Here is a 23204-nt window from a genome sequence, read left to right on the forward strand (position 1 = left end):
TGTTAGAAAATTTCCATCAGTTTATCTAATTCTTCAAGCGTTAGTTCGTCATCTCCAAGATCGCTCGGGGTCAGTTCGCCTCCATCCCGCTCTAAGCAATGATCGATCAATTGCAGCAAATAAGTTTTAAAGCTTGCGGCGACAGCGGCGACGGTGCTTTCTTTGTATTCGAGTGAATGATAGGCAATTGACATTGTCAAAATGCCGTTTTCGATATAGCCGACGATGTCTAGCGCATTCGGCTTTTCCGTTTCCGGGCTGAGCGGATCGCCGGACGGCAAAGTTGATCTCGTGAACAGACCCGAATCCGCCATCTCTGTAAACTGGCCCAAATAGTTGAAGCTGATATCACGCTTGATCGGCTGCGCCTCTTTGCCTTCTTCGGTCAAATAACGATAAATGCCATAGCCGATTCCTTTATTCGGGATGTGGCGCAATTCTTCTTTGATCTGTTTAATTTGATAGCCGATATCTTCGGAATGGCGCATTTGAATCAGCGCCGGGAACTGGCTTGTAAACCAGCCGACCGTCCGGGAAATATTCAAGCCTTCTATGATGTCCTCCCGGCCGTGTCCCTCCAAGCTGATGATAAAGTCTTCCTGCCCGGTCCACTCTTTCAGCGCCAAGCCTAACGCCGTAAGTAAAATGTCGTTCATTTCCGTGTTGTATGCTTCATGAACTTTTGTCATCAACTGTTCCGTTTCTTCTTTTGAGAGAGAAAACTCAGCCGTTTTCGTATGGCACATCCGTTTGTCCTCTGCTTCATCATCTTTAGGAAGCGGTGCCGTCTCCGCCTGCTCGACTTCCTGCCAATAGCCGATTTCTTTTGCGAAAGCTTTTGACCCTGCGTATTCTTTCAGGCGAGCCGCATATTCAGCAAAAGAGTGCGTCTTTTCTTGAAGAATGATCGGCTCCCCTTTTTCAGCCTGAGCGTACCCGGCGGCGAAATCCTCAAGGAGGATTCTCCATGAGATTCCGTCCACAACGAGATGATGAATGACGATGAGAAGATGATCGCCTTGATCCGTTTTAAAGATCGCCGCTTTCAAAAGCGGGCCTTCGGTTAAATCGATATTGCTTTGAATCCGGTTTGATGCCTTCAACACGGCAGCTTCAAGCTCAGCGCCCGATTCATTGAAGCGGATGACTTCAGGGCTAACCGCTGTTTCTTCCAGCCCTCTGTTGTACTGAACAATCCCGTCTCCATTTCGCTGATAAACCATGCGAAGTGCATCATGGTGTTCGATCAGCTTGCTTAAAGCCTTGCCTGCCGCTTCCGGGTCGAACCCTGTTAAAGCATGAAGCATGACCGACTGATTCCAGTGATGCTCGTTCGTAAATCGGCGCTCAAAGAACCAGCGCTGGATCGGCGTCAGTGTGACTTCTCCTTCGACAGGGTCTTGATCGATCGGCTGATTGTCAGCCGCTTGAACATAAGCACTGAGCTCTCCGATCGTCGGATGCTGAAACAAGTCCTTCATTTCCAGCTTCCACCCGTGCTGCTGAAGCCGGCTTGCCATCTGAATTCCTTTGATCGAGTCCCCGCCGAGCGCGAAGAAATTGTCGCTGATTCCGATTCGGTCTATACCGAGAACCTCCTGCCAAATGTCCGCCAACAGCTGTTCCGTTTCCGTGCGCGGTGCTTTGTATTCGGCTGTCTGCGCTTCGACATCAGGCTGAGGCAGCGCCCTTCGGTCGACTTTTCCGTTCGCCGTAACCGGAAGCTCATCAAGCTGCACCCAGAATGCCGGTACCATATAGTCCGGGAGCGTCTGCGCCAGCTTGCGGGCGAGGCTTTCCGGATCAAGCTGTTCATTCGCAACGACATAGCCGCACAGCGCTTTGTTGCCGTAGGCGTCTTCGATGTCGGTGACGACTGCTTCCTGCACTTCAGAAAGTCGCGTGAGCTGGACTTCGATTTCAGAAAGCTCGATCCGGAAGCCGCGGATTTTCACCTGCTGGTCGATCCGGCCGATGTACTCAAGCTGCCCGTCTTTCAGCCATTTGACCGCATCCCCCGTCCGGTACATGCGCTCGCCCGGCACAAACGGGTCTTCCGTAAAACGCTTCGCCGTTTCCTCCGGCTTGTTCAAATAGCCGCGCGCAAGCCCGCGGCCGGCGATACACAGCTCGCCCGCGACGCCGACAGGCTGAACTTCGTTGTTTTGTCCAAGCACATACGCCCGGGTATTGGCGATCGGCTTTCCGATCGAAAGCATCCCTTCATCAGGATCGATCGCCGTGCTCGTCGCAACGACCGTGTTTTCCGTCGGCCCGTAGTTGTTGACAAGTGTGTAATTCCGTTTTTCGATCCGTTTCAGCTTGTCTCCGCCCGTGAGCAGCACGCGCAGCGACTTGTTGTCTAACTCCATGAACTGTTCGCAAAGCTGTGTCGGCAGGAACGTGATCGTAATCCCGTTCTCTTCGAAGTATTGATTCAAGCGCGTAATATCCATCCGGATCGATTCATCGATGATGTGAAGCTCCGCTCCAGCGATCCAGTACGGGAACATTTCCCAGACGGAAGCATCAAAACCGAAGCCGGCATATTTCGCGCTTTTATCCTGTTCGGTGACCGAGAATGCATCATTATGCCAATAGCACAAGTTCACGAGCGACTGATGTTCGACCATGACGCCTTTCGGCTGGCCTGTCGTGCCCGATGTGTAGATCAAGTATGCCAGGTTGTTTGGCTGTGTACCTGCCTGCGGGTTCACTTCATCATCTTTTGTGATTTCTTCGCTCAGTATCGAATCGAGAAGAAGCGTTTCACCGCTGAATTCTCCAGGTACGGCTAAGTTTGTTTGCGTCAAAAGCAGCTCTGCACCGCTGTCTCTCAGCACGTATCCGATCCGCTCGGCCGGATAGCCGGGATCGATCGGCACATAGGCCGCTCCCGCTTTCAAAATCGCGAGCACGCCGGCGGCCATTTCAAGCGAAGGCCTGACCATGATCCCGATCCGCTGTTCAGGACCAGCCCCTTTTTCGATCAGCAGGCGGGCCAGGCGGTTCGCCCGCGCGTTCAGCTCTTTGTACGTCCACTCCACGCCGTTGTACACGGCTGCCCCACGGTCAGGCGTGCGGAGGACTTGTGCTTCGAACAGCCCATGGACCGTTTTGTCCTGCGGCACGTCAAGCACTGTGTCATTCCATTCGTACACGATCCGCCGTTTTTCCGCTTCATCCAGAAGCGAAAGCTCTGAAAGGCAGACATCCGGGTTTTTCGCAACCGCTTCAAGCAGGTTGACCCAGTACTCGCTCCAGCGCTCGATCGATTCACGCTTAAAGAGAGCTGTATTGTATTCCATTTCAAAAACGAGAAGTTCGTCTTCTTCCGCCGCTGTCAGCGTCAGATCAAACTTCGCGGTCTGATGGTCAAAATCATACGGCTCAAGTGTGACCCCTTCCATTGACAAGTCTTTCAAATCGGCATTTTTCATTGAAAAGACGGCATCAAATAACGGGTTTCGGCTCATGTCGCGCTGGATGTTCAGCTTTTCGATGAGTTCTTCAAACGGGTAATCTTGATGCTCAAATGCGCCGAGCGTCGTTTCTTTCACTTCCTCAAGGAATGCAGAAAACAGCTTGTCTCCTTCAGGACGCGTTCTTATCGCAAGCGTATTGACAAACATGCCGATGATACGGTTCAAGTCGGCATGCGGCCGCCCGGCAGCCGGAGAGCCGACAATAACCTCGCTCTGTCCGCTCAGTTTTGATAATAACGCGCTGTATGAGGCAGCGAGCACCATGTATAAAGTGCTTTCCGTTTCCTTGGCCAGTTTTCTCAGCTGCTGGACAAGCTCCGGTTTCAGCGCAAAGCTGAGACGGCTTCCTTCAAACGTTTGAATAGAAGGACGCGGGTAGTCTGCCGGAAGCGTCAAAACAGGCAGTTCGCCGTCCAGCTCTTTGAGCCAGTATTCCTCCTGCATTTTGTGCCGTTCTGTCAGCAGATGCTGCTGCCATACAGAATAGTCTTTATACTGAATCCTCAGCGGTTCAAGCGCCTCTCCCGCATAAAGCCTTGTCATCTCATCGATCAGCACGCTGACGGAAGCGCCGTCTGAAATGATATGATGCATATCCACAAGCAAAAGATGTTTTTCTTCCGTGACACGTATGATGCTCATTCTAAATAACGGGGCCTTTGTTAAATCAAACGGCCTGATAAATTCTTTAATCAGCTTTTCCGCTTCTTGTTTATCTGCATCGGTGACATCAATGGTCAATTCCGCTGCTTCCCAAATCCGCTGAACAGGTTCGCCGTCCTTGATTTCAAACGTCGTGCGGAATGCTTCATGGCGCTTGATCAGCATTTGCGCGGCAGACTCGAGGCGCTTCAAATCAAGCTTCCCTTCAAGCTGGAGAACGGCCGGCATGTTATAGCTTTTCTCAGCGCCTTCGATCTGCTGAAGGACGTACAACCGTTTTTGCGCCGAAGATACGGGGTACGTTTCCTGATCCGGCGCCGCTTCAATATAAACGGCTGATTTTTTCTCAGCTTTTGCCGCCGCCTGTGCCAGGCTTTCGATTGTCGGTGCCTGGAACAAGTCTTTCAGTTGCAGGTCAACATTCATCTCTTGCTGGATGCGGGCGATGAGCGTCATTCCGAGTAAAGAGTGTCCGCCGAGTTCAAAGAAATTGTCATGCACACCGATTTTCGGTACATTGAGCACTTCCTGCCAAAGATCGGCAAGCTGCGCTTCTGTGCTGCTCCTTGGCGCCGTATATTCCTTTTGCGCCGCCTGCGCGATATCCGGTTCAGGCAGCGCCCTTCTGTCAACCTTTCCATTGCCTGTGAGCGGAAGCTCATCAAGCTGCATAAACACGGACGGGATCATGTAGCCCGGCAGACCTTCTGCCGCATGTCGGCGAAGCTCTTCACTTGAAAGCTCCTGATCGGCTGTAAAGTATGCACAGATCATTTGATCTCCCGCCCCGCTGTCAACAGCAAGAACAGCGGCTTCCTGAACCATGGCATGTGTGAGGAGATGGTGCTCGATTTCGCCCAGTTCGATTCTCTGTCCGCGAATTTTGACCTGATGATCAATCCGGCCGATAAATTCGAGGCATCCGTCGGCAAGCCATCTCGCCATATCACCCGTCCGGTAAATCTTCTCGCCGGTTTTGAACGGATGCGCCGTAAACTTTTCAGCCGTCAGTTCCGGGCGGTTAAAATAGCCGCGGACAAGGCCGTCTCCGCTGACGCATAATTCTCCCGCAACCCCTGCCGGCTGGACATTGCCGAATGAATCAAGAATCAGAACCTCCGTATTGCTGACAGGCTTTCCGATCGGTATAGCCTGCGCATCGTCCGGCACTTCGTTAACTGGATGATAGGTTGTAAAGATCGTGCTCTCAGACGGGCCGTACATATGAAGCAGCCGCCCTTTGCCAACTGTCTTCAAAGCTTTTCTGACATGATCGACAGATGCACGTTCGCCGCCGAACAGAACCCTGCGAAGTCCCTTCAAACTGTCCGGCCGCATGTCTGTCAGCAGATTGAATAATGCAGTTGTGATCATTAAGACGGTAACCTTTTCTTTTTCGAGTACATGTGCGAGCCGGATCATATCAAGAATCGTGTCTTTTGGGGCTATCACCAGCTTGGCGCCGTTCAGCAATGAACCGAACACATCAAACATAAAGGCGTCAAACACATAATTTGAAATGGAAAGAACGGTATCGGATTCCATCACTTCCAAGTAATTCGCGTTTTTTACCGTACGCAAAATATTCCGGTGAGAGACCATATTGCCCTTCGGCGTCCCTGTCGTTCCAGATGTGTACGTTAGATTTGCCATTGCTTCCGGAGAAATCGGAAGGCGCAAATCAGATGTATCTCCCATATAAAGATGTTCATCCTCCACAAATAGGATGTCGCCGCCAAATTCAGCCGCCACAGCGAGCGGCTTCATCGCCTTTTGCGTTAAAAGAACCGCCGCTCCGCTGTCCTTGAAGAAATGTTGCACACGCTTTTCCGGATGATCGGGATCAATCGGCACATAAGCCCCGCCGGCTTTCAGCACAGCGAGAATGCCGATGACCATTTCAGCTGACCTGGCGGTAAGAATCGCTGCCGTCGTGCCGCCCTGCACACCTCTTTCGCGGAGGCGCCTCGCCAATTGGTTCGCTTTCCGATTGAGCTCATCGTATGACCATACTTTGTCTTCAAATTGCAAGGCAGGATGCCCGCCTCTTTCTGCCGCCTGTTCCTCGAATAGCTGAACGATCGTTTTCTCCCGCGGATAATCGCTTGTCGCGGGGTTGAACGCGACGAGCTGACGATTTATTTCCTCTTCTGTCAAAAGGCTGTACTCGCCAATCTTGCGCAGCGGATCAGCCGTCATGTCCTCCAGAAGGTTCAAGTATGCTTTCAGCATCCTTTCAGCCGTATCTTTTTTAAACAGCTTCGTACTGTAATCCAAATCAAGAATCAATTCTCCCTGCTCTTCTTTTGCCTGCAGCGTCAGGTCGAATTTTGCAATATTGAAATTCGTTTCATAAATCGAGAGGTGCAAATCACCGAGCAGCGGAATGTCTTCCCATGCATTTTGCAAAATGAACATCGTGTCAAAGACGGGATGACGGCTTAAATCGCGAGATGCACCAAACTTTTCCGCAAGCCGCTCAAACGGATAATCCTGATGCTCAAAAGCATCGATTACCGTTTTCTTAACATCATGGAGGAAATCTGCGAACGTTCTGCCCGGGTCCACTTTTGAACGGATCGCCAGCGTATTAACAAACATGCCGATGATTCCTTCCAGATCGGAATGTCTTCGGCCGGCCGCCGGCGTCCCGACGATCACATCTTCCTGCCCGGAGTACTTTGCAAGAAACATGTTGTACGCGGACAACATGACCATGTACAATGTCGCGCCGTTTTGCTCTGCCAGCACGGCTAATTTTTCTTTCATGTCTTTTGGCAGGACTGCGGATACCCTGTCTCCTTCAAAGCTTTGAACAGGCGGCCTCGGCTCATCCGTCATCAGCTGGAGTACGGGAAGCTCGCTGGCAAACACGCTTTGCCAATAGGCCTCTTCTTTTTGAAAACCTTCTTGTGCCTGCGTCCTTTGCCAGAAAGCATAATCTTTGTAATGCAAATGCGGCTCCGGCAGTTCCTCCCCTTTATACAGCACGGCCAGCTCATTCAATATGATCGAAATCGACACGCCGTCAGATACGAGGTGATGCATATCGAACAACAGCAGATGTCTGCTGTCTGCAAGACGGACGAGGCCTGCTCTCATCAGCGGAGCTTTGGCAAGATCAAAGCGGCGGACAAAAGATTTCGCCATTTGTTCGATCGGCTTGTCCTCTGCCTCGACTTTCTCAATCCTAAACTGAACCGTTTGATGAATGATCTGCCTCGGCTCGCCATCGACAACTGTAAACGAAGTGCGCAGCGCCTCATGCCTATCAATCAGTTTTTGAAAAGCAGCTTCAAGACGCTGAAGATCGAGGGTGCCCTCAAGCATCGCCGCGGCCGGCATATTGTAGCCGACTCCGGCATCCTCCAGCTGGCTGACGATATAGATTCGCTGCTGCGCCAATGAGAGAGGATAATCGTCACTTTCCGGCGCCGGTTCAATAACCGTGAATCCGTCTTTCTCCGCTTCAGAAACAAAGTCGCTCAGCGCCGCTACTGTCGGCTTTTCAAATAGGACTTGCAGCGGAACCTCGACACCGAAAGCTTTTTGAATTTTTGCCAACATGACCATCGCTTTGAGAGAATGGCCGCCCAGGTCAAAAAACTGGTCGTTGATTCCGACTTGTTCAGCTCCAAGCACTTCCTGCCATATACCTACCATTTTTTCTTCATATTCATTTCTCGGCGCCTCATACTCTGTAGCCCCGCTGACAGAGACTTCATGACGAAGCAGCGCTTTCCGGTCGACTTTGCCGCTTGCTGTCAGCGGTATTTCATCAAGCTCGACAAAGCATGAAGGGACCATATAGTCGGGCAGATGCTTGGATAAGTGCTCCCTCACCACCTGAAGGTGAAACTTTCCGCCTTGTTTCGGCACGATATAAGCGCAAACCTCAAGGCTGCCGCCGGTTTCATGCCGCGCGAGGACAACTGCCTTTTCGACAGCAGGGGCTTCTTGCAGCACCGACTCTATCTCGCCAAGCTCGATCCGGTAGCCGCGGATTTTCACTTGATCGTCTTTTCGGCCGATAAAATCAACCGTACCGTCAGGAAGCCAACGTGCAGCATCCCCTGTTCGATACATGAGACCTCCGGGGACAAACGGGTCTTCCAAGAACTTGTCTCTGGTCATGTCAGGCAAGTTCAAATAGCCTCGCCCGACTCCGTCTCCTGCAATATACAATTCCCCTTCGACGCCATCAGGTAGGAGTGCACCGTTTTCATCCAAAATATAAAAACGGTTGTTTCCTATCGGTCGGCCGATCGGTACATAGGCCGTATCGTATTGAAGATCCGTGCGGTTTGTCATCGTAAAAGAAGAGGCATCTACACAAGTTTCCGTCGGTCCGTAAACATTCGTAACAGCAGGCACGGATTCAGCTGTTTCTGCAAATAACTGAAGCAGTCTTTCCGTTGCGACCCTTGATAAAGCCTCTCCTCCAACAAGCATATGCCTCAGCTTGACGCCTGAAAGATCATCAGCCGCAGACAAAAGCTGCAAATGAGCCGGCGTACAGTCTGTCACATCGATTTGATGCCGGCGGTAATAAGCCGATAAAGCGCGTCCGTCGGAAACCGTCTTTTTCGGCACGATGTACAACGTTTGGCCGAGCAATAGAGACGTAAAAATCTGCTGAACGGAAGCATCAAAATGAAACGGAGCCAGAAGTGCAAGTTTCAAATCATCCTGATCGTATGTACCAACAGCCTGCTGAAGCCCTCTTACAAGGTGGTGAACCTGCTTGTGTTCAATCATGACGCCTTTTGGACGGCCTGTTGTTCCGGAAGTATAAATGATATATGCAAGGTGCCCGGCGCCTGCCTCTGAAGACGGATGGCCGTTTTCCCACGATTCAGAAAGCGCTTCGCTGAACCTTACAGTTTCGGGCGTTTCAAAAGTCAGCCCGCTGTCTGTGATAACCGCTTTGGCCTTAGAATCCTCCAGCATAAAACGGATTCTTTCTTCCGGAAAACCGGGATCGATCGGTACATAAGCTCCGCCGGCTTTCAAAACGCCCAGCATCGCCGTGATGACCCGCTCTGACCGCTCCATCACTATCGCAGCCGGAGCGTCAGGCCCGATGCCTCTTCTCCGAAGCGCATTTGCCAAACGATTTGATTGTTCATTCAGCTCGCGGTACGAAAGTTTTTGTCCTTCATATACAACCGCGGTTTTTTCAGGACGCTCGGCTGCTATTTGTTCAAATAAACCGTGCAGGGTCATGTTCTTGTCATATGCAATGGTTTGGCTTGATGCACGCTTTAACAGCTGCTCTTTTTCAAAAGCGGGAACAATCTCCAGTTCAGCGATTGTTTTTTGCGGAGACAGCAGGGCATCTTTAAGCAGCGTCATCAGCCGTTCATATAAAATGGCCATTTCTTCACAGGTAAAAAGCTCCTCCCTGTAATCAAAATCAATCGCAAGCGTACCGGTGTCCCATCTCTCTTTCACGTGAATGGAAATATCGTTTACTTCATTGCCGCTGAAAATCGGCTCAGTAAGAAATGACACCGTTTCTTTTTGCTGCCATTGCATAACCTGGTATTCCAGTGAGATGGCGAACAATTTGCTGACATGCGGCTGTCTTTCCCGCAAATCATTAATCAGCAGATTGTACGGATACTTTTGATGCCGAATGATTTTCAGCTGGTCTTTCATTCTTTCCTGCACAAATGCACTAAAGTCTTGGTGTACATCAATGGAGGCTTTCATCGGAATCGTCGACACGAACATTCCGAGCATCTGTTTTTCTTTTGCATTTGTCCGGTTACCCATAAATGTTCCAAGAACGACGTCTTTTTGTCCGGTTACCCGGTGCATATAAATGTGCAGAATGGATAGGAACAGTGAGAGTACACTTATGTTATGTTCATTACAATACGTTTGAATTTTTTTATACAGGGCAGGGGAAATCTCTTTTGAAAAGCGAGCTGCATCCAATTGGATCTGATACGTATCGCTCGCTTTTAACGATACGGGCTCCGGAATCACTTCATATTGTGCGTTCCAATATGCTTTATCCTTCTGGAACCGCTTCGAATTTTCATACTCCAATTCACTCTGAATGTGTTCCGTAAATGATGACTGTACAGGTTCGAGGTCGGTTTCCCCTTTGGCAAGCTTCAAATAAATGTCTGTGATCCGGTTGCCCAGGATCGTCATGGAAATACCATCGGAAATGATATGATGAACTTTTGCAAAAAACCAGCTTTCTTCTTCACTGATGCGAACAACGGCAAATTTAAACAGCGGACTTTCATACAAAGGCAGAGGTCTGCGCGCCTCAGCTTGTCCCCATTTAAGAACGCCGTCTGCTCCTCCGCTTTCTGAAGCGTCAAAATATTCAATCTGGAAAGGTTCGTCTTCCGCTATATACTGCTTCGGCTCATCCTCTCCTTCAAACATCAGCCTGAATCGCATGGTTTCATTCGTACGAACAAACTGGCGAATGGCTTCAGTCAATAACCCGGAATCGATTCCGAATGCAGATTTTAATTTTCCAAAGCCGCTCAAATTTGAAACACTTGTGCCGGGATAGAACTTTTCCGTGTACCAAATTCGCCTTTGAGCATGTGTCAGCGGGTAAAATGTGTTTCCCATTCTTTATTCCTCCTTTATCTCTTGTTATGTATGACGATGCGAACAGCCAATCCGCAATGCAATGTTGCGGTTTTGCGATGAGCGAAAAACGCTGTCACAGATTTGTCGTTTCCAATAAAACATTATATTGGAAATAAAAAGAAAAGAGCCCACCCGAATAAAAACGGGCGAACTCCCTGTTTATTCGGCAACCTGTCAACCGTAGCACCGTCAGCACCTTAGGCCATGGCTTTGCGTCCCTGCGTTTCCGCAGGTTTGCCTTTATCTGCTTTTCTTGATATAAATTCATTTTCTGCTCACAGTTCACTTTAAATGAAAATTTTGTTTTTTTCACCGAAAAATAGGTGAAAAGTTTCATGCGGGATGCCGAATGTTATCCATGAATGTTAATGCGCGATCCCGAAATCGACAAAAAAATATGCGGGAAAACGAAAAAAATCGTTTAAACCCGCAAAATATTCCAAATCTTAGATGAAGAGTATATTAAAATATTAAAAAAACAGCATGAATTTCATAAATAACTCATGAAAGTCCGTTAAAGCTTCAGCGTTTCCTTTTACAATATTCATTCAATTAAAACGTTTCTTTTACCCGGCTTTTTAAACTGACGGGAAAAGACAAACCGGCTTGCAAAAACATTGAAGCAGAACGGTAAATTTGCTGAACTGTCTCATTCTAAACGGTATCTTGAAATACTTCCGATGTTCCATACAAATAAGCAGGCTGAGTTTCGCCAGCTACATGGATTTTGAGAGCCCGATCGTCCGCTCGATGATGATCAGCGCAATCACTGAAACTGTGATAAAAATAACCGAAATCGCATTAACGCTCGGATCAAACGTCTGGTCAATATAGCTGAACGTACGAACCGGTACAGGCGTGACAGCCGGTGAAGAAACAAACAGACTGATTGAGATTTCTCCGAATGACGTTACTGCGGCAAAAACAGCTCCCGCAATGATTCCCGGTTTAATGAGCGGCAAGGTGACATGAAAAAAGGTATGCCAGGGACCTGCACCGAGATTCATGGATGCCAGCTCAAGCTTCGGATCCACGTTTGCCATGCTGACTCCGACCGTCCGAACAACATACGGAAGGCTGATCAGCATATGACCGGCGGCCAGCCCGGCAAACGTGCCGTTCATCCCAATCATTGTCAATAAATAGAGAAAGGACACGCCTAATGCGATTTGGGGAATCATCAACGGCGATAAAATAAAAGCCTGAATCGCCTGTTTTCCAGGAAAGTTGAGCCGCGCCAATGCATAGGCTGCAACAGTTCCAAGGATCACCGCAAGAGGCGTTACAACGAGGAGCAGCATACAGCTGACCCAAATCGATTCCATCCAGCCGGTGCTGCTGAAAACTCCGGCAAACCAGCGCAGCGAGACGCCTGATGGCGGGAACTTCGGATATTCGTCCGGGCTGAAAGCCGACAGTATGATCACAAAGACAGGCAGCGCCAAAAAAAGGTATACCAATAAACCCGCAGTCCAAACACACGCATCAATCCATTTTCCCCCAGACAGACGGCGGAATCGTCTACCCATTTATTCTCGCCTCCCAACGCTTTTGGAAAAAGCCAAGGATTCCGATGACCACGCTGACAACGGCTAATAAAGTAATCGCCATGGCGGCTGCAAGAGGAAGATGAAAGACTTGCATGACCTGCTGATAGATTGACAACGGCAGCAATGGCTGCATCCTTCCCCCGACGAGAAGAGGCGTAATATAGCTTCCTGCAGAAAGCGAAAACACGATCATTGCTCCTGTCAGCAATCCTGGAACCGTCATCGGCAAGGTCACGAAAAAAAATGTCCGCAGCCTCCCCGCTCCAAGGCTCATCGAAGCAAATTTAAGATCGGGTTTCACTTCGCTTAAAGAACCTGCGAGCGGCAGCACAGCAAACGGCAACATAACCTGGACATATGCAATGATGACGGCGTTCATATTCCATAAAAGTGGCAGGGGCTTTTCAATCACCTTCATGCTGATAAGCACCTCATTGACGATCCCGTTTTGCGAAAGCAGCACAATCCAGGAAAACGTCCGAATGACTACACTGGTCAATAAAGGAGATACAAGCAAAATGTAAAACAAAGCCCGCAGCCTGCCGGTTTGCGCCTTAACGAGTAAATATGCCGCCGGATACGCCATCACAAGGCATAGAACAGTGGTCTTCAACGCCGTCCAAAGCGTTATACCGATTGTTTTCAAATAAATGTCTGAAGAAAACACTTCGATATATTGAGAAAAACTATACGTATCGAGCGTATTCATCATAGCGTCCACGTCTCTGAAACTTAAAAACAGCAGCAGAACAAGCGGCAAAACAAGAAAAACGCCGAGAAATAAAAGGACAGGAACAAGCAAAAACCAATAAAATCGTTTTTGTTCAACAGCACCCATCTGCATCCTCCTTTACATCCAGCGGAACAAAATCTTCCGGCTCCAAAGAAAGATACACTTGATCTCCCGCCTTCGGCAATCTTGGAAATTGAGGATCGGGCGCCTGAATGATCCATTCACCTTTGAAAACAGCTGCTTTCAGCCTGAGAGCATGCCCGGCATAACTGACTTCCGTTAACGTTGCAGGCATTTCAATCAGCCTGTTCTTCTGCTTCTCGAAGGAAACTGAGATTCTCTCAGGCCGCACCATAAACAATACAGAGGATTTTTTTAAGAGATTCTGGTTGATTTCAAAAGTCAGCGGAACGCCTTCATACACTTCGAAATCGATCGCTTCGTAGCCGTAACCGCCCGCTGAAGGCTGTACCTCCGACTTACGCGCTTTCAGCAAATTGACCTGTCCGATAAATTCGGCGACAAATTGATTGGCAGGCGTGCGGTACACGTCCAACGGTGTGCCAAGCTGCTGAAGCCTGCCGCGTCCAAGGATTCCAATTCTGTCTGATAAGCTTAAAGCCTCCTCCTGATCGTGCGTCACTAAAATCGTTGTAATGCCGACGCGCTTTTGGATACTGCGCAGCTCCGTCTGCATTTCCTTTCGAAGTTTCGCATCCAGGTTGCTCAGCGGCTCGTCAAGCAAAAGCACAGACGGCTGAACGGCCAATGCCCGGGCAATCGCCACCCGCTGCTGCTGGCCCCCGCTCAGCTGACGGGGCATGCGTTTAGCAAACGCTTCAAGCCTGACAAGAGCGAGGCATTCCATCACCCGTTCTTCAATCTTACGGCGGGGCCATTTTTGAATTTTCAATCCGTATGCCACATTGTCAAATACGCTGAGATGCGGAAATAAAGCATAATCCTGAAAAACCATTCCGATATGTCGGTCGTATGGCGGCAAATTAGTTACATCTCGTCCCCCTATATATACAAAACCTGACGTCGGTTCAAGGAACCCGGCAATAATATTAAGGAGCGTTGACTTTCCGCAGCCGCTCGGACCGAGGAGAGAGAAAAACTCCCCTTCTTTGACTTCAAGCTGTACGTCTTCCAATGCGATGGTGTTTTCGAAATGCCGGCTGACATGCTGAATCTGAATTGTACTCATGTTTGTCACCTATTTTCCGCCAAGTACTTGATTCCAGCGATTTGTCCAATCGCCTAGATCTTTTGCAGCAACTTCATAGTCAACCCATTTTAAATTCCTGTAATAGTCCTCCCCTACTTTGATCTTTCCTTTTAATTTATCGCTGTATTTCACTTTTTTATTGGCCATGCCGTAAAACGTTCTATCGGCAAAATCTCCTTGCACTTCTGGACTGAGCAGATGATTCAACAGCTTGTATGCGTTATCCTGATTAGGACTTCCCTTCACTAAAGCCCAGCTTGCAACTGCTGCGACTGCACCTTCCTCAGGGTACGCAAATCCCAGGTCAAGACCGGCATCCTGCAAAGAAAAAGCGCGTCCGTCCCAAAACGGAACAACCCATGCATCCCCGCGTTCCAGAAGCGTTTGTATCGAGCCCGGATTATCTGGATAGGCCGTTAAGTTGTTCTTTAAATCCGCCAAACTGTTGAACGCTTTATCCACGTCTTTCCCATTTGACTCCAGGCCGCCCTGGGCATTGATTAATCCTACAAAAAACTGAAGTCCCGCCGAATAAGCCGGCGATGATATGGCCACATGACCTTTATAGCTGCTGTTCCAAAGATCCGTCCAGCGCTTAGGCTCCTGTGGTACAAGATCCTTTCGGTAGACAATTCCGAGCTGTCCCATACTGAAACCGGCCGCATACTGCTTTCCATCATCGGTGAAGCGTTTCTGAACTGAATGGTACAGATCGCGGACATTCGGAACCTTTTCCTGATCAATCGGCGCCAGCAATCCCGCCGACTGTGCCCTGTGAATCGTATCCGGCTGCAGGATTAAGAGATCATACGGAGCATTTCTGCCATTCGATGCTTTGAGCTTTGTGAACCACTCAGAGTCTGTCCCTGCGACGACTTTGACCTTCAGCCCTGTTTCTTTTTCAAAAGATTCAAGGCTCGGCTTGATATGTTTTTCCCAATCGCCCCCATAGACTCCGATAACGACTGTATCTGATTGTTTGCTTTCCTGACTTCCGTTTCCGCCGCAGCTCGAAAGGAGGATCACCGATACAAGAGACAGAATAAATAAAGCAGAAATTTTACTTTTCATTGTCATCTCACCATTCCCGTGTTATTTTTGCCAGCCAGTTTTTCCACAGCGGCCGCAACGTCGCCTTTACTGATCGGACCTTTATATTCTTTTAAAAAATAACGGTGGACTAAATGTTTAACATGTGATCGTTGATGAGCCGGAAGCTGTCGCAGAAGCCGGGCCAATGTGCTGCTGGCTTCCTCTGTCCAGCGCCGTTCGTATTCTTCTCTGGCGATTCCGAAATCCCATTGTTTCCGATGTTCGCCTGCCTTCTTTTTTCTGATTTCAGCTGTTTCTTCCAGATCAATAATGAAGGAGCCTGCACCGTTTTCTTTTACAGCCGCGCCGTATTGGCGATAGGCCGCTTCCGGGCTCAGCAAGCCCGCTTCAACTTCTCTCAAAATCGATTCAGCTTCCCGGCTGAAGGGATTTCCCCAGCCTCCGCCGCCAGGTGAATGAATGCTGATAACATCCCCTTTGTTGAGCTTTAGAACGTCGATCTTCGAAATCGTTTTCTCCTGAGGCTGATCCGGATAAAGGCGCACTCGCCCGAGCGCTCCTGCCGTTCCCCCGGCGAGCCCCCACGGATGAAAACGCATCCTCTCCATCCCCCTTGCGGTCACAATGGATTCTGATACCGCCGCTTCAAACTCCAGCCCGATTGCATGGCCGCCCCTGTGAAAACCGGCTCCGGCGGTATTTTTGATCAGCTCATAGCGGCGAACATGGATGTCAATATGCTGTTCAAGGCTTTCAATCGGCGTATTTTTCAAAAATCCGGAGGCATGGTCAATTCCGTCTGCTCCGTCCATGTCATGCTGGCCGCCTCCTCCGCCTCCCATCGGTTCGACCACCGACATCTTCCGGCCGCCCGTTGATTCGTCGGGAACCGACAGTACGACAATCGCTGACTGACCGGCGCCTGCTGCAGGCACAGCTTTCGGAAGCGCCTTGGCCAAAGCGCCCAGTACAGCATTATAAAGTCTCATCGTAATCGAATGACGAATGCCGACCGCCGCTGGATATTCCGGATGAACGAGCGTACCCTTTGGAGCGATAACTTTGATCGGCCTTGTCAGTCCCCCGTTAATCGGAATATACGGGTCTTCACTTATGATATAGTTGATCAGGCCCTGGTATAGAAATGAATGTTTGCTTCCATTAGTGACAAGGTTAAATGCGGTTTTCACCTGAGGATCACAGTCTGAAAAGTCCAATGTGATTTCCCCTCCCGAGACATTTGCCGTAACAGCCAAGCGGATCGGAACGTCAGAAATCATATCGTCATCAAGATAATCTGAAAAACTGTATGTGCCTTCCGGAATCCTGCTCATAACCCGGCCGGCTCTCATCGCTGATTGTTCGAGCAAATCATCCATTCCTTGTTGGACCGCTTCTTTTCCAAACTTTCCGACCATCTCTGTCAATCGATTCTCCGCCGTATTGACCGCGGCCACCATCGCATGAATATCCCCTTCATTTAAATCGGGAACCCTGCTGTTTGCCCGCAAAACATTCAATATATCGCGATTTTCTCTTCCCGCTTTGTAAATCCTTACCGGCGGTATCCTCAGGCCTTCCTGATGGATGTCTGTCGCTGTCGGCGAAATGCTTGCCGGGACAAGACCGCCGACATCGCTGCAATGGACAAAACACCATGCATAACTGATGACCTCGCCCTCCATGAAAATCGGCTTCACCACATGAATATCAGGCAAGTGGGTCGCCAGTCCGTCCGTTGTATAGGGATCGTTTGTGAGGATAATGTCTCCCGGTTCAAATGGGCCGCTTTCTTCGATGACCCGTTTTAATGACAGCCCTAAAAAAATCGTGACGCCGACCGTTTTCGGATAAACGAAAAATTCCCCTTCCGGCGTTGCAAGCGCAGTAGCGAAATCAGCTGATTCTTTTACAAATGTGGTAAAGGACGTCCGTTCAATAACGTGCCCCATTCCCGCGGCTATCGCGTTAAAGTAGCTTCTCATCATTTCAAGCCGAGCAGGATCTGTGCGCATGGTCAGCTCTCCTTCCGTTCAATGATCAAATTTCCGGCATGATCGGTTTTCCCGCTCCAATTTGGCAAAATCAGCGTCGTTGTATCGTCCTGCTCCACAATGGCCGGCCCATTTATTCTCTGTCCGCACTTTAAATCTGAACGACGGTATACGGAGGCTTGATATGTACCGCCTTTCATGATGATCTTTCTTTGGCTGACCGGTTCAGCTTCGGGCAGATTACTTTGACATCCTTTTCCGCCTGGCGGCTTCGGTGTCTTGCCTATGATGCGGACACGCATATTCATCAATTCAATGCTTGCTTTCTCATCGCTGTGTCCATATTGCTTCCCATGTAAGAGATGAAAGGAGTCTGCAATTTCACTCGTACTTTCGCCTTCCAGGCATTCCGGTGAAACAGGGAGCTCAATTTCGTACGCCTGACCTTTATAACGGGCATCAAGCAAGTAAAGAAGAGAGGTTTCCGTCATCATGTCCGCCTGTTGTTTCCGCAGCCATGTTTCCGCTTGCTCTTGCAGCCTCACAAACTCCGCTTTTAACTCAGCCGTTTTTATTTGCTCAAGCAGCACCTGTCTTGAACATACAGCATCGTAGATAAAATCAGCCGTCAGTGCGCCCAAAGCGGATAGAGTTCCCGGATGCGGCGGGATCAGCACATTTTTCGCCTGAATTTCCTCAGCCAAAAAATTAGCAGTAACCGGGCCTGCGCCTCCAAAAGCCATAAGGCTGAATTCACGCGGGTCAAACCCGTGTTGCTCCATGACATTGCTTAGTTCCGTGTACATATTGGCAAGCGCAACCTGAATCATCTTATCCGCGGCCTGCTCCACATCTGTGCCTAAATACTCGGCAACTGGGAGGAACGCTTTTTCGGATCTTTCCCGGTACAGTTTCATATTTCCTGATGCAAACCGGTTTGGATTTAAATAATGACATATGAGAAACGCATCTGTAAGTGCGGCCTGTGTTCCTTTTCCGTAACAGGCCGGCCCCGGATCAGAGCCAACTGACTCCGGTCCTACTTTCAAGAGACCGCCTCTGTCAATCCATGCCACCGATCCTCCGCCGGCACCGATCGAATACATCGCTACAGACGGAATCGTAATCGGAAATCCCGAGATTTGATTTGACTGGGTAAAGGTCGGCTCTCCTTCTTCAACAATCGAAATATCCGCGCTAGTTCCTCCGACATCAAATGTGATGATATTCACCTCGCCTGCGGATTCCGCCGTTCTGATGGCTCCGATGACCCCTGCTGCCGGTCCGGAAAAAAGCGTTTTGACAGGTGCCTCAGCAGCCGATTCAATGTCCATCAATCCTCCGTTAGACTGGGTGATAAACGGCTGCGCCGAAATTCCTTCCAGAGCAAGCCTCTCTTTCAGCGTTCCAAAATAGTGATGGACATTCGGTTTAATATATAGATTCGCGACGGACATAACCGTTCGTTCGTATTCCCTCATTTGCGGCCAGAGCTCCGCAGACGTTGCCACCTCAAGCTCAGGTGCTATTTGTCTGATCCGTTCTGCAGCCTGGCGTTCATGGAGCGGATTCCGATAGCTGTGCAAAAAAGAAACAACGATTCCTTTTAAGCCTTTTTTTAAAACTTGTCCAACCGCCTCATCGATCTCTTCCATATGAAGCGGCAGTTTTTCAGAACCGTCATAAAGCATTCTTTCTTGAATGGGAAACACGTTTTTCCGGGGAATGAGAGGCTCCGGCATTCTCGATCTAAAATCGTAGGGTATCGGAAGCCGGAGGCGCTGGAGCGAAAGAATATCACGGAAACCTTCGGTTACGAATAAAGCAATATCAGCCCCTTTGCGTTGTAATAATGTGTTCAAACCGATTGTCATGCCGTGTACAAAGTGATGAATTTCTGAAGGCTGAACACCCCGGGTTTTCAAGAGAGCCAAGCCGTTGATGATCCCTTGGGCCGGATCTTCGGGAACGGTCGGCGTTTTAACTGCGGTCATGCTTCCATCTGCTGGATTTAACAATGTAAGATCGGTAAAAGTTCCTCCAATATCAATTCCAAGCCGGTAACCTTCTTCATTCAATCCCGATCTCCCCTTTTAAAAATATCCTTTTTTTAAAATATTTTACTATCATACTAATCAAGCATGAGAAAGTAGTCAATTATGTTTAATTACAATATTCCAAGTCTTTATTATTTAATATTTTATTTTAAGATACCATAAAATCACATTTTTAATTGTGTTGTTCACAGTATTTCATATTTTTGGTGTTCCGCTTTTCTTCGGTCCGACGACACAATCCTGCCATAAAGAGGACTAATTAACTACTAAAATAAAGGTCATCTATTACGACCAAAAGCCCAAAGGGCTTGCGAATTTGATCACAAAGATTCATTTTCATGGATATTCAGGATTTATTGCCCAATTCCCTATGACAAAGTGGTACACTCTGTACTAAATAAGTCGCAGGAAGGGCAGATTTCCAATGAAAGTCTACGAAGCGGAAACCCTAATATCAGCTATGAAGCAAAGATCTGATGAATATAAAAACTTGAGAGAACAGCTCGTCAGCTTAAAAAAAGCGTTAAACAGCGTCGCTGAACTTGATGAGTTCCAAGGAAAAGGCGCCGATGCCATTAAAGCATTTTACAGAGACCAATCAGGGGTCGTAGACGGCTGGCTGGATTTAGCCGATATGCAGATTCAGTTTCTGAATGGTGTATCTGCGGCTGCCGAAAATGCCGGGCTTTCAGAGGACACATTCGTTGATGTTCAATTTCTTGAACAGGAGCTTGCAAATGTCCACATTCACTCTCAAAACATGGTCTCCGCACAGCAACAAGAGCTGTCGAATATTTTAGGACAGATTGATGATTTAATATCGTTACAGCCGTTCTCATCTGATGAAATCAAACAGCAGCTCGATGCTGCAAACCAAAACAGAAAAGACACGATTAAAGCTGTCGAGGATCTTGACGGGCTGCTCAAAAGAGAATACTCGGCGTCTGAGCAAATTGAGCAAATGATCCAGACTGACTATTCCGCCTTAATCGACGCAACAGGAAAAGGGAAAAATGCGTCTCCGCTAAACTACAATTCACATATCTATCAAAACAGTGAAGTCTATAAACTGAAACATCGTATGCATCAAGAGGCCAGAAGCTACATCGCAAATAAACAAAAACAGTATGAAACAGGAAAAGCCGAAAAACCAGATGGACATTAGGCTTTCAGATCGTCCAAAACTCCGTTATCACAAACGGGGTTTTCTTTTTCATCTTGTCAAAACGCCCCCGTTTTAACCGATATTGTATATACAGGTGAAGCAAAAGGGGGAAAAGCAGTGAGGAAAAAACGATTTAAGCTGAAACTGGGGACAAAAATCAATCTTCTCGTGTTGGCCGTTATTTTGATCTTTTCGTCAGCACTCGGGATTTTCATTATCAATCAGCTTTCAAAAGAGTTAGAACAGATGGCGACAGAAAAAGCCAAAAGCGATTTGAAATTGAGCTACCGTTATTTGAATGAGTCTCTAGAAGGGGATTGGGAAGTCAAAGAAGACAGACTTTACAAAGGTTCGACCCTTATCAACGGCAATGAAGACCTCGTTGATCAAATCGGCAATGATACGAAAGATACAGTCACCATCTTTCAATATGATACTCGCGTATCTACAAATGTAACGGTAGACGGAAAACGCGCTGTCGGAACGAAAGTGTCTTCGGAGGTAGCAAATGCGGTTTTAAAAGAAGGAAAAAACTTTTATGGAAAAGCTGATGTAGCGGGAAAAACATATCAAACGGCATATATGCCGATCAAGGACAAGAGCGGTGAAGTTATCGGCATCTTTTATACAGGGGCCAACCAGGATATGATTACAAGCACTCTTCAATCGTTCCTGAAAATTTTTGCTATCGTTCTGACTGCGTCCATCATCATCTCCATTTTCCTTGTCCTCGTATTCACCAAAAGCATCAACAGAAGGCTCAGGATGCTGACTCATGCTTTTGAACAGGCGGGCAGCGGCAACTTGACGACCGAGATCCAGGATGATTCGACAGATGAACTCGGCGACTTGTCACATCATTTCAATCAAATGAATGACAGCTTAAACCGTCTGATGCAAAAAATTTCACAGTCGTCGCACAGTGTAGCTGCGGCTTCTGATCAATTGACATCTGGCGCTGAAGAAACAAGCCTTGCTTCTGAAAAAATCACCGAAGCCGTCCAGCATGTAGCAAGCTTGTCCGAAATGCAGACATCGGGGATAGCAGGCAGCAAACAAGCCATTGAACAAGCTTCCGCCGATATTCAAAACATATCCGAAAACGCTGCGGTCCTTTCTGAGAAAAGCCAATACGCCCGCGAAAAAGCAAAACAGGGGGCAAAAGATATCTCCGAAACGATGCAGCAAATTCACACAATGCATCAATCAGTTCATGAAAGCGGAGAAATCATTGAAATGCTTAATACAAGATCACATGAAATCGGCAGCATTTCAAAAGCGATCACGGAGATTGCCGATCAAACCAACCTGCTCGCCTTGAACGCTTCAATAGAAGCTGCAAGAGCAGGAGAACACGGAAAAGGTTTTGCCGTCGTTGCAGAAGAAGTTCGCAGTCTTGCCGAACAGTCGCAGCAATCAGCCAATCAGATCTCCCATCTCATTTCAGGGATTCAATCAGAAATCGCAACCACAACCGATTCAATCATGACAGTGAAAACGGAAGCGGTCAACGGCGTCAAAATGATCGAACAGAACAAAAGGACGTTTGAATCTATTGTTGACTTAATGGAAGAGTCCAGCGTAAGAATTTCCGACTTGTCTTCCGCTGCTCAGCATATATCGCAAAGCATTCAAAACATCACAGCGTCATTTGCAGCAATCTCAAAAGAAGTCCAGGAAACTTCAGATCATTCACAACAAGTCGCAGGTCTGACAGAAGAGCAGTTTGCGGCTATGGAAGAAGTCACCGCCTCTGCAAATGAACTCTCCAAACTGGCTGAAGATTTGCATCAGCTCATCGGGGAAGTCAAAATGAAATAGCAGGGAATAAAGGCTGCCGTTAAAACGGCAGCTTCTTCTTTTTCGCCACACAGGAAGCCAAATCGCCGATAATATCTTCTGCACGCTCATACGGGGGATCAATCTGCAGCATCCTCCGCAGAACAGATTTAAGCCCGGACGATATGCTGAGCTCTTCTTCCCAGCATTTTTCTTCCTCCTTGGACGGAGTAAACCCGGAGTAGAGGAGAAACAATGCGAAATGCCCTAACGCATAAAAGTCACTTTTGACTGAAACAGCACGCATCAGCTTTTTTTCCGGGTGCCGGTCATCAACACGTTCTCTTTCAGTCAGGCGGCATGCCAGTCCGAAATCTATGATGCGGATCGTTCCTCCATTCACAATCAAATTTGGAATCCTCAAATCCCGGTGAATAATTCCTCGCCTGTGAAGAAGGGAAACGCTGTGAAGCACTTCCTTCAATATGCTGATCGTTTGCTGTTCATCAAAGACACGCCCATCATAAAAGAGCAAATCTTCAAACGTTTTTCCTTCGATATACTCCATTACGATATACCGCTCACCGGCCGATTGAAGCACCTCATATATACGGGGCGCGGCAGCCAGATCCAATTCTCGCAAAATTTCAGCCTCACGGTTGAAAGACTGCCGTCCGGCTGATGTCCATGCTTTTGTTTTTCTCTGTTGCTTAATGACGCGGAAACCGGCTCTCCCAAGTTCTTCGGCAAGATATGTGATGCCGTAGCTGCCCATCCCGAGCACACGGTGGATCCGATATCTCCCCTCCAAGACAGTTCCTTTTTTGAGCGGGCGGTCAAACAGCCATCTCATCAATATTTTCACGCGAT

The 23204-nt window shown here is 48.4% G+C and carries 10 protein-coding genes and 1 riboswitch; of the genes, 2 read left to right on the top strand and 8 right to left on the bottom strand.

Annotation, left to right across the window (positions count from 1 at the left end; translation table 11 throughout):
• Positions 1-2: 2 nt before the first annotated feature.
• The 7 genes from licA to H2R00_RS13035 all read right to left on the bottom strand — a co-directional run bounded on the left by licA (position 3) and on the right by H2R00_RS13035 (position 19411).
• On the bottom strand, positions 3-10751 hold the full coding sequence (gene licA, locus H2R00_RS13005; RefSeq protein WP_182069349.1) for a lichenysin non-ribosomal peptide synthetase LicA: 10749 nt from the start codon (positions 10749-10751) through the stop codon (positions 3-5).
• Between the two features lie 183 nt (positions 10752-10934).
• Positions 10935-11021, bottom strand: a riboswitch (cyclic di-GMP riboswitch).
• A gap of 467 nt (positions 11022-11488) precedes the next feature.
• Positions 11489-12301, bottom strand: a complete 813-nt coding sequence (locus tag H2R00_RS13010) for an ABC transporter permease (protein WP_182069351.1) — start codon at positions 12299-12301, stop codon at positions 11489-11491.
• Positions 12294-13160, bottom strand: a complete 867-nt coding sequence (locus tag H2R00_RS13015) for an ABC transporter permease (RefSeq protein WP_154995477.1) — start codon at positions 13158-13160, stop codon at positions 12294-12296. Before H2R00_RS13015 ends, H2R00_RS13010 begins: the two co-directional genes overlap by 8 nt.
• Complete coding sequence (locus H2R00_RS13020) at positions 13147-14265, bottom strand: ABC transporter ATP-binding protein (protein ID WP_182069353.1); 1119 nt, start codon at positions 14263-14265, stop codon at positions 13147-13149. The genes H2R00_RS13015 and H2R00_RS13020 overlap by 14 nt, the downstream gene beginning before the upstream one ends.
• Before the next feature lie 9 nt (positions 14266-14274).
• Positions 14275-15357, bottom strand: a complete 1083-nt coding sequence (locus tag H2R00_RS13025) for an ABC transporter substrate-binding protein (protein WP_182069355.1) — start codon at positions 15355-15357, stop codon at positions 14275-14277.
• Positions 15358-15359: 2 nt separating this feature from the next.
• Positions 15360-17354, bottom strand: a complete 1995-nt coding sequence (locus tag H2R00_RS13030) for a hydantoinase B/oxoprolinase family protein (RefSeq protein ID WP_182069357.1) — start codon at positions 17352-17354, stop codon at positions 15360-15362.
• Between the two features lie 2 nt (positions 17355-17356).
• On the bottom strand, positions 17357-19411 hold the full coding sequence (locus H2R00_RS13035; RefSeq protein ID WP_182069359.1) for a hydantoinase/oxoprolinase family protein: 2055 nt from the start codon (positions 19409-19411) through the stop codon (positions 17357-17359).
• Positions 19412-19814: 403 nt separating this feature from the next.
• On the opposite strand from H2R00_RS13035, the gene H2R00_RS13040 reads away from it, so the two are divergent.
• Positions 19815-20555 (top strand): ribonuclease YeeF family protein, encoded by a 741-nt coding sequence (locus H2R00_RS13040; RefSeq protein WP_182069361.1) that lies wholly within the window; start codon positions 19815-19817, stop codon positions 20553-20555.
• A 117-nt stretch (positions 20556-20672) separates the two neighbouring features.
• A complete protein-coding gene (locus H2R00_RS13045; protein ID WP_182069363.1) occupies positions 20673-22376 on the top strand; it encodes a methyl-accepting chemotaxis protein in 1704 nt (567 codons plus the stop codon).
• A gap of 19 nt (positions 22377-22395) precedes the next feature.
• Here H2R00_RS13045 and H2R00_RS13050 read toward each other — a convergent pair whose 3' ends face one another.
• On the bottom strand, positions 22396-23199 hold the full coding sequence (locus tag H2R00_RS13050; RefSeq protein WP_182069365.1) for a serine/threonine protein kinase: 804 nt from the start codon (positions 23197-23199) through the stop codon (positions 22396-22398).
• Positions 23200-23204: the final 5 nt, after the last annotated feature.

Source organism: Bacillus haynesii, assembly GCF_014042035.1.
GTDB classification, from domain to species: Bacteria; Bacillota; Bacilli; order Bacillales; family Bacillaceae; genus Bacillus; species Bacillus haynesii.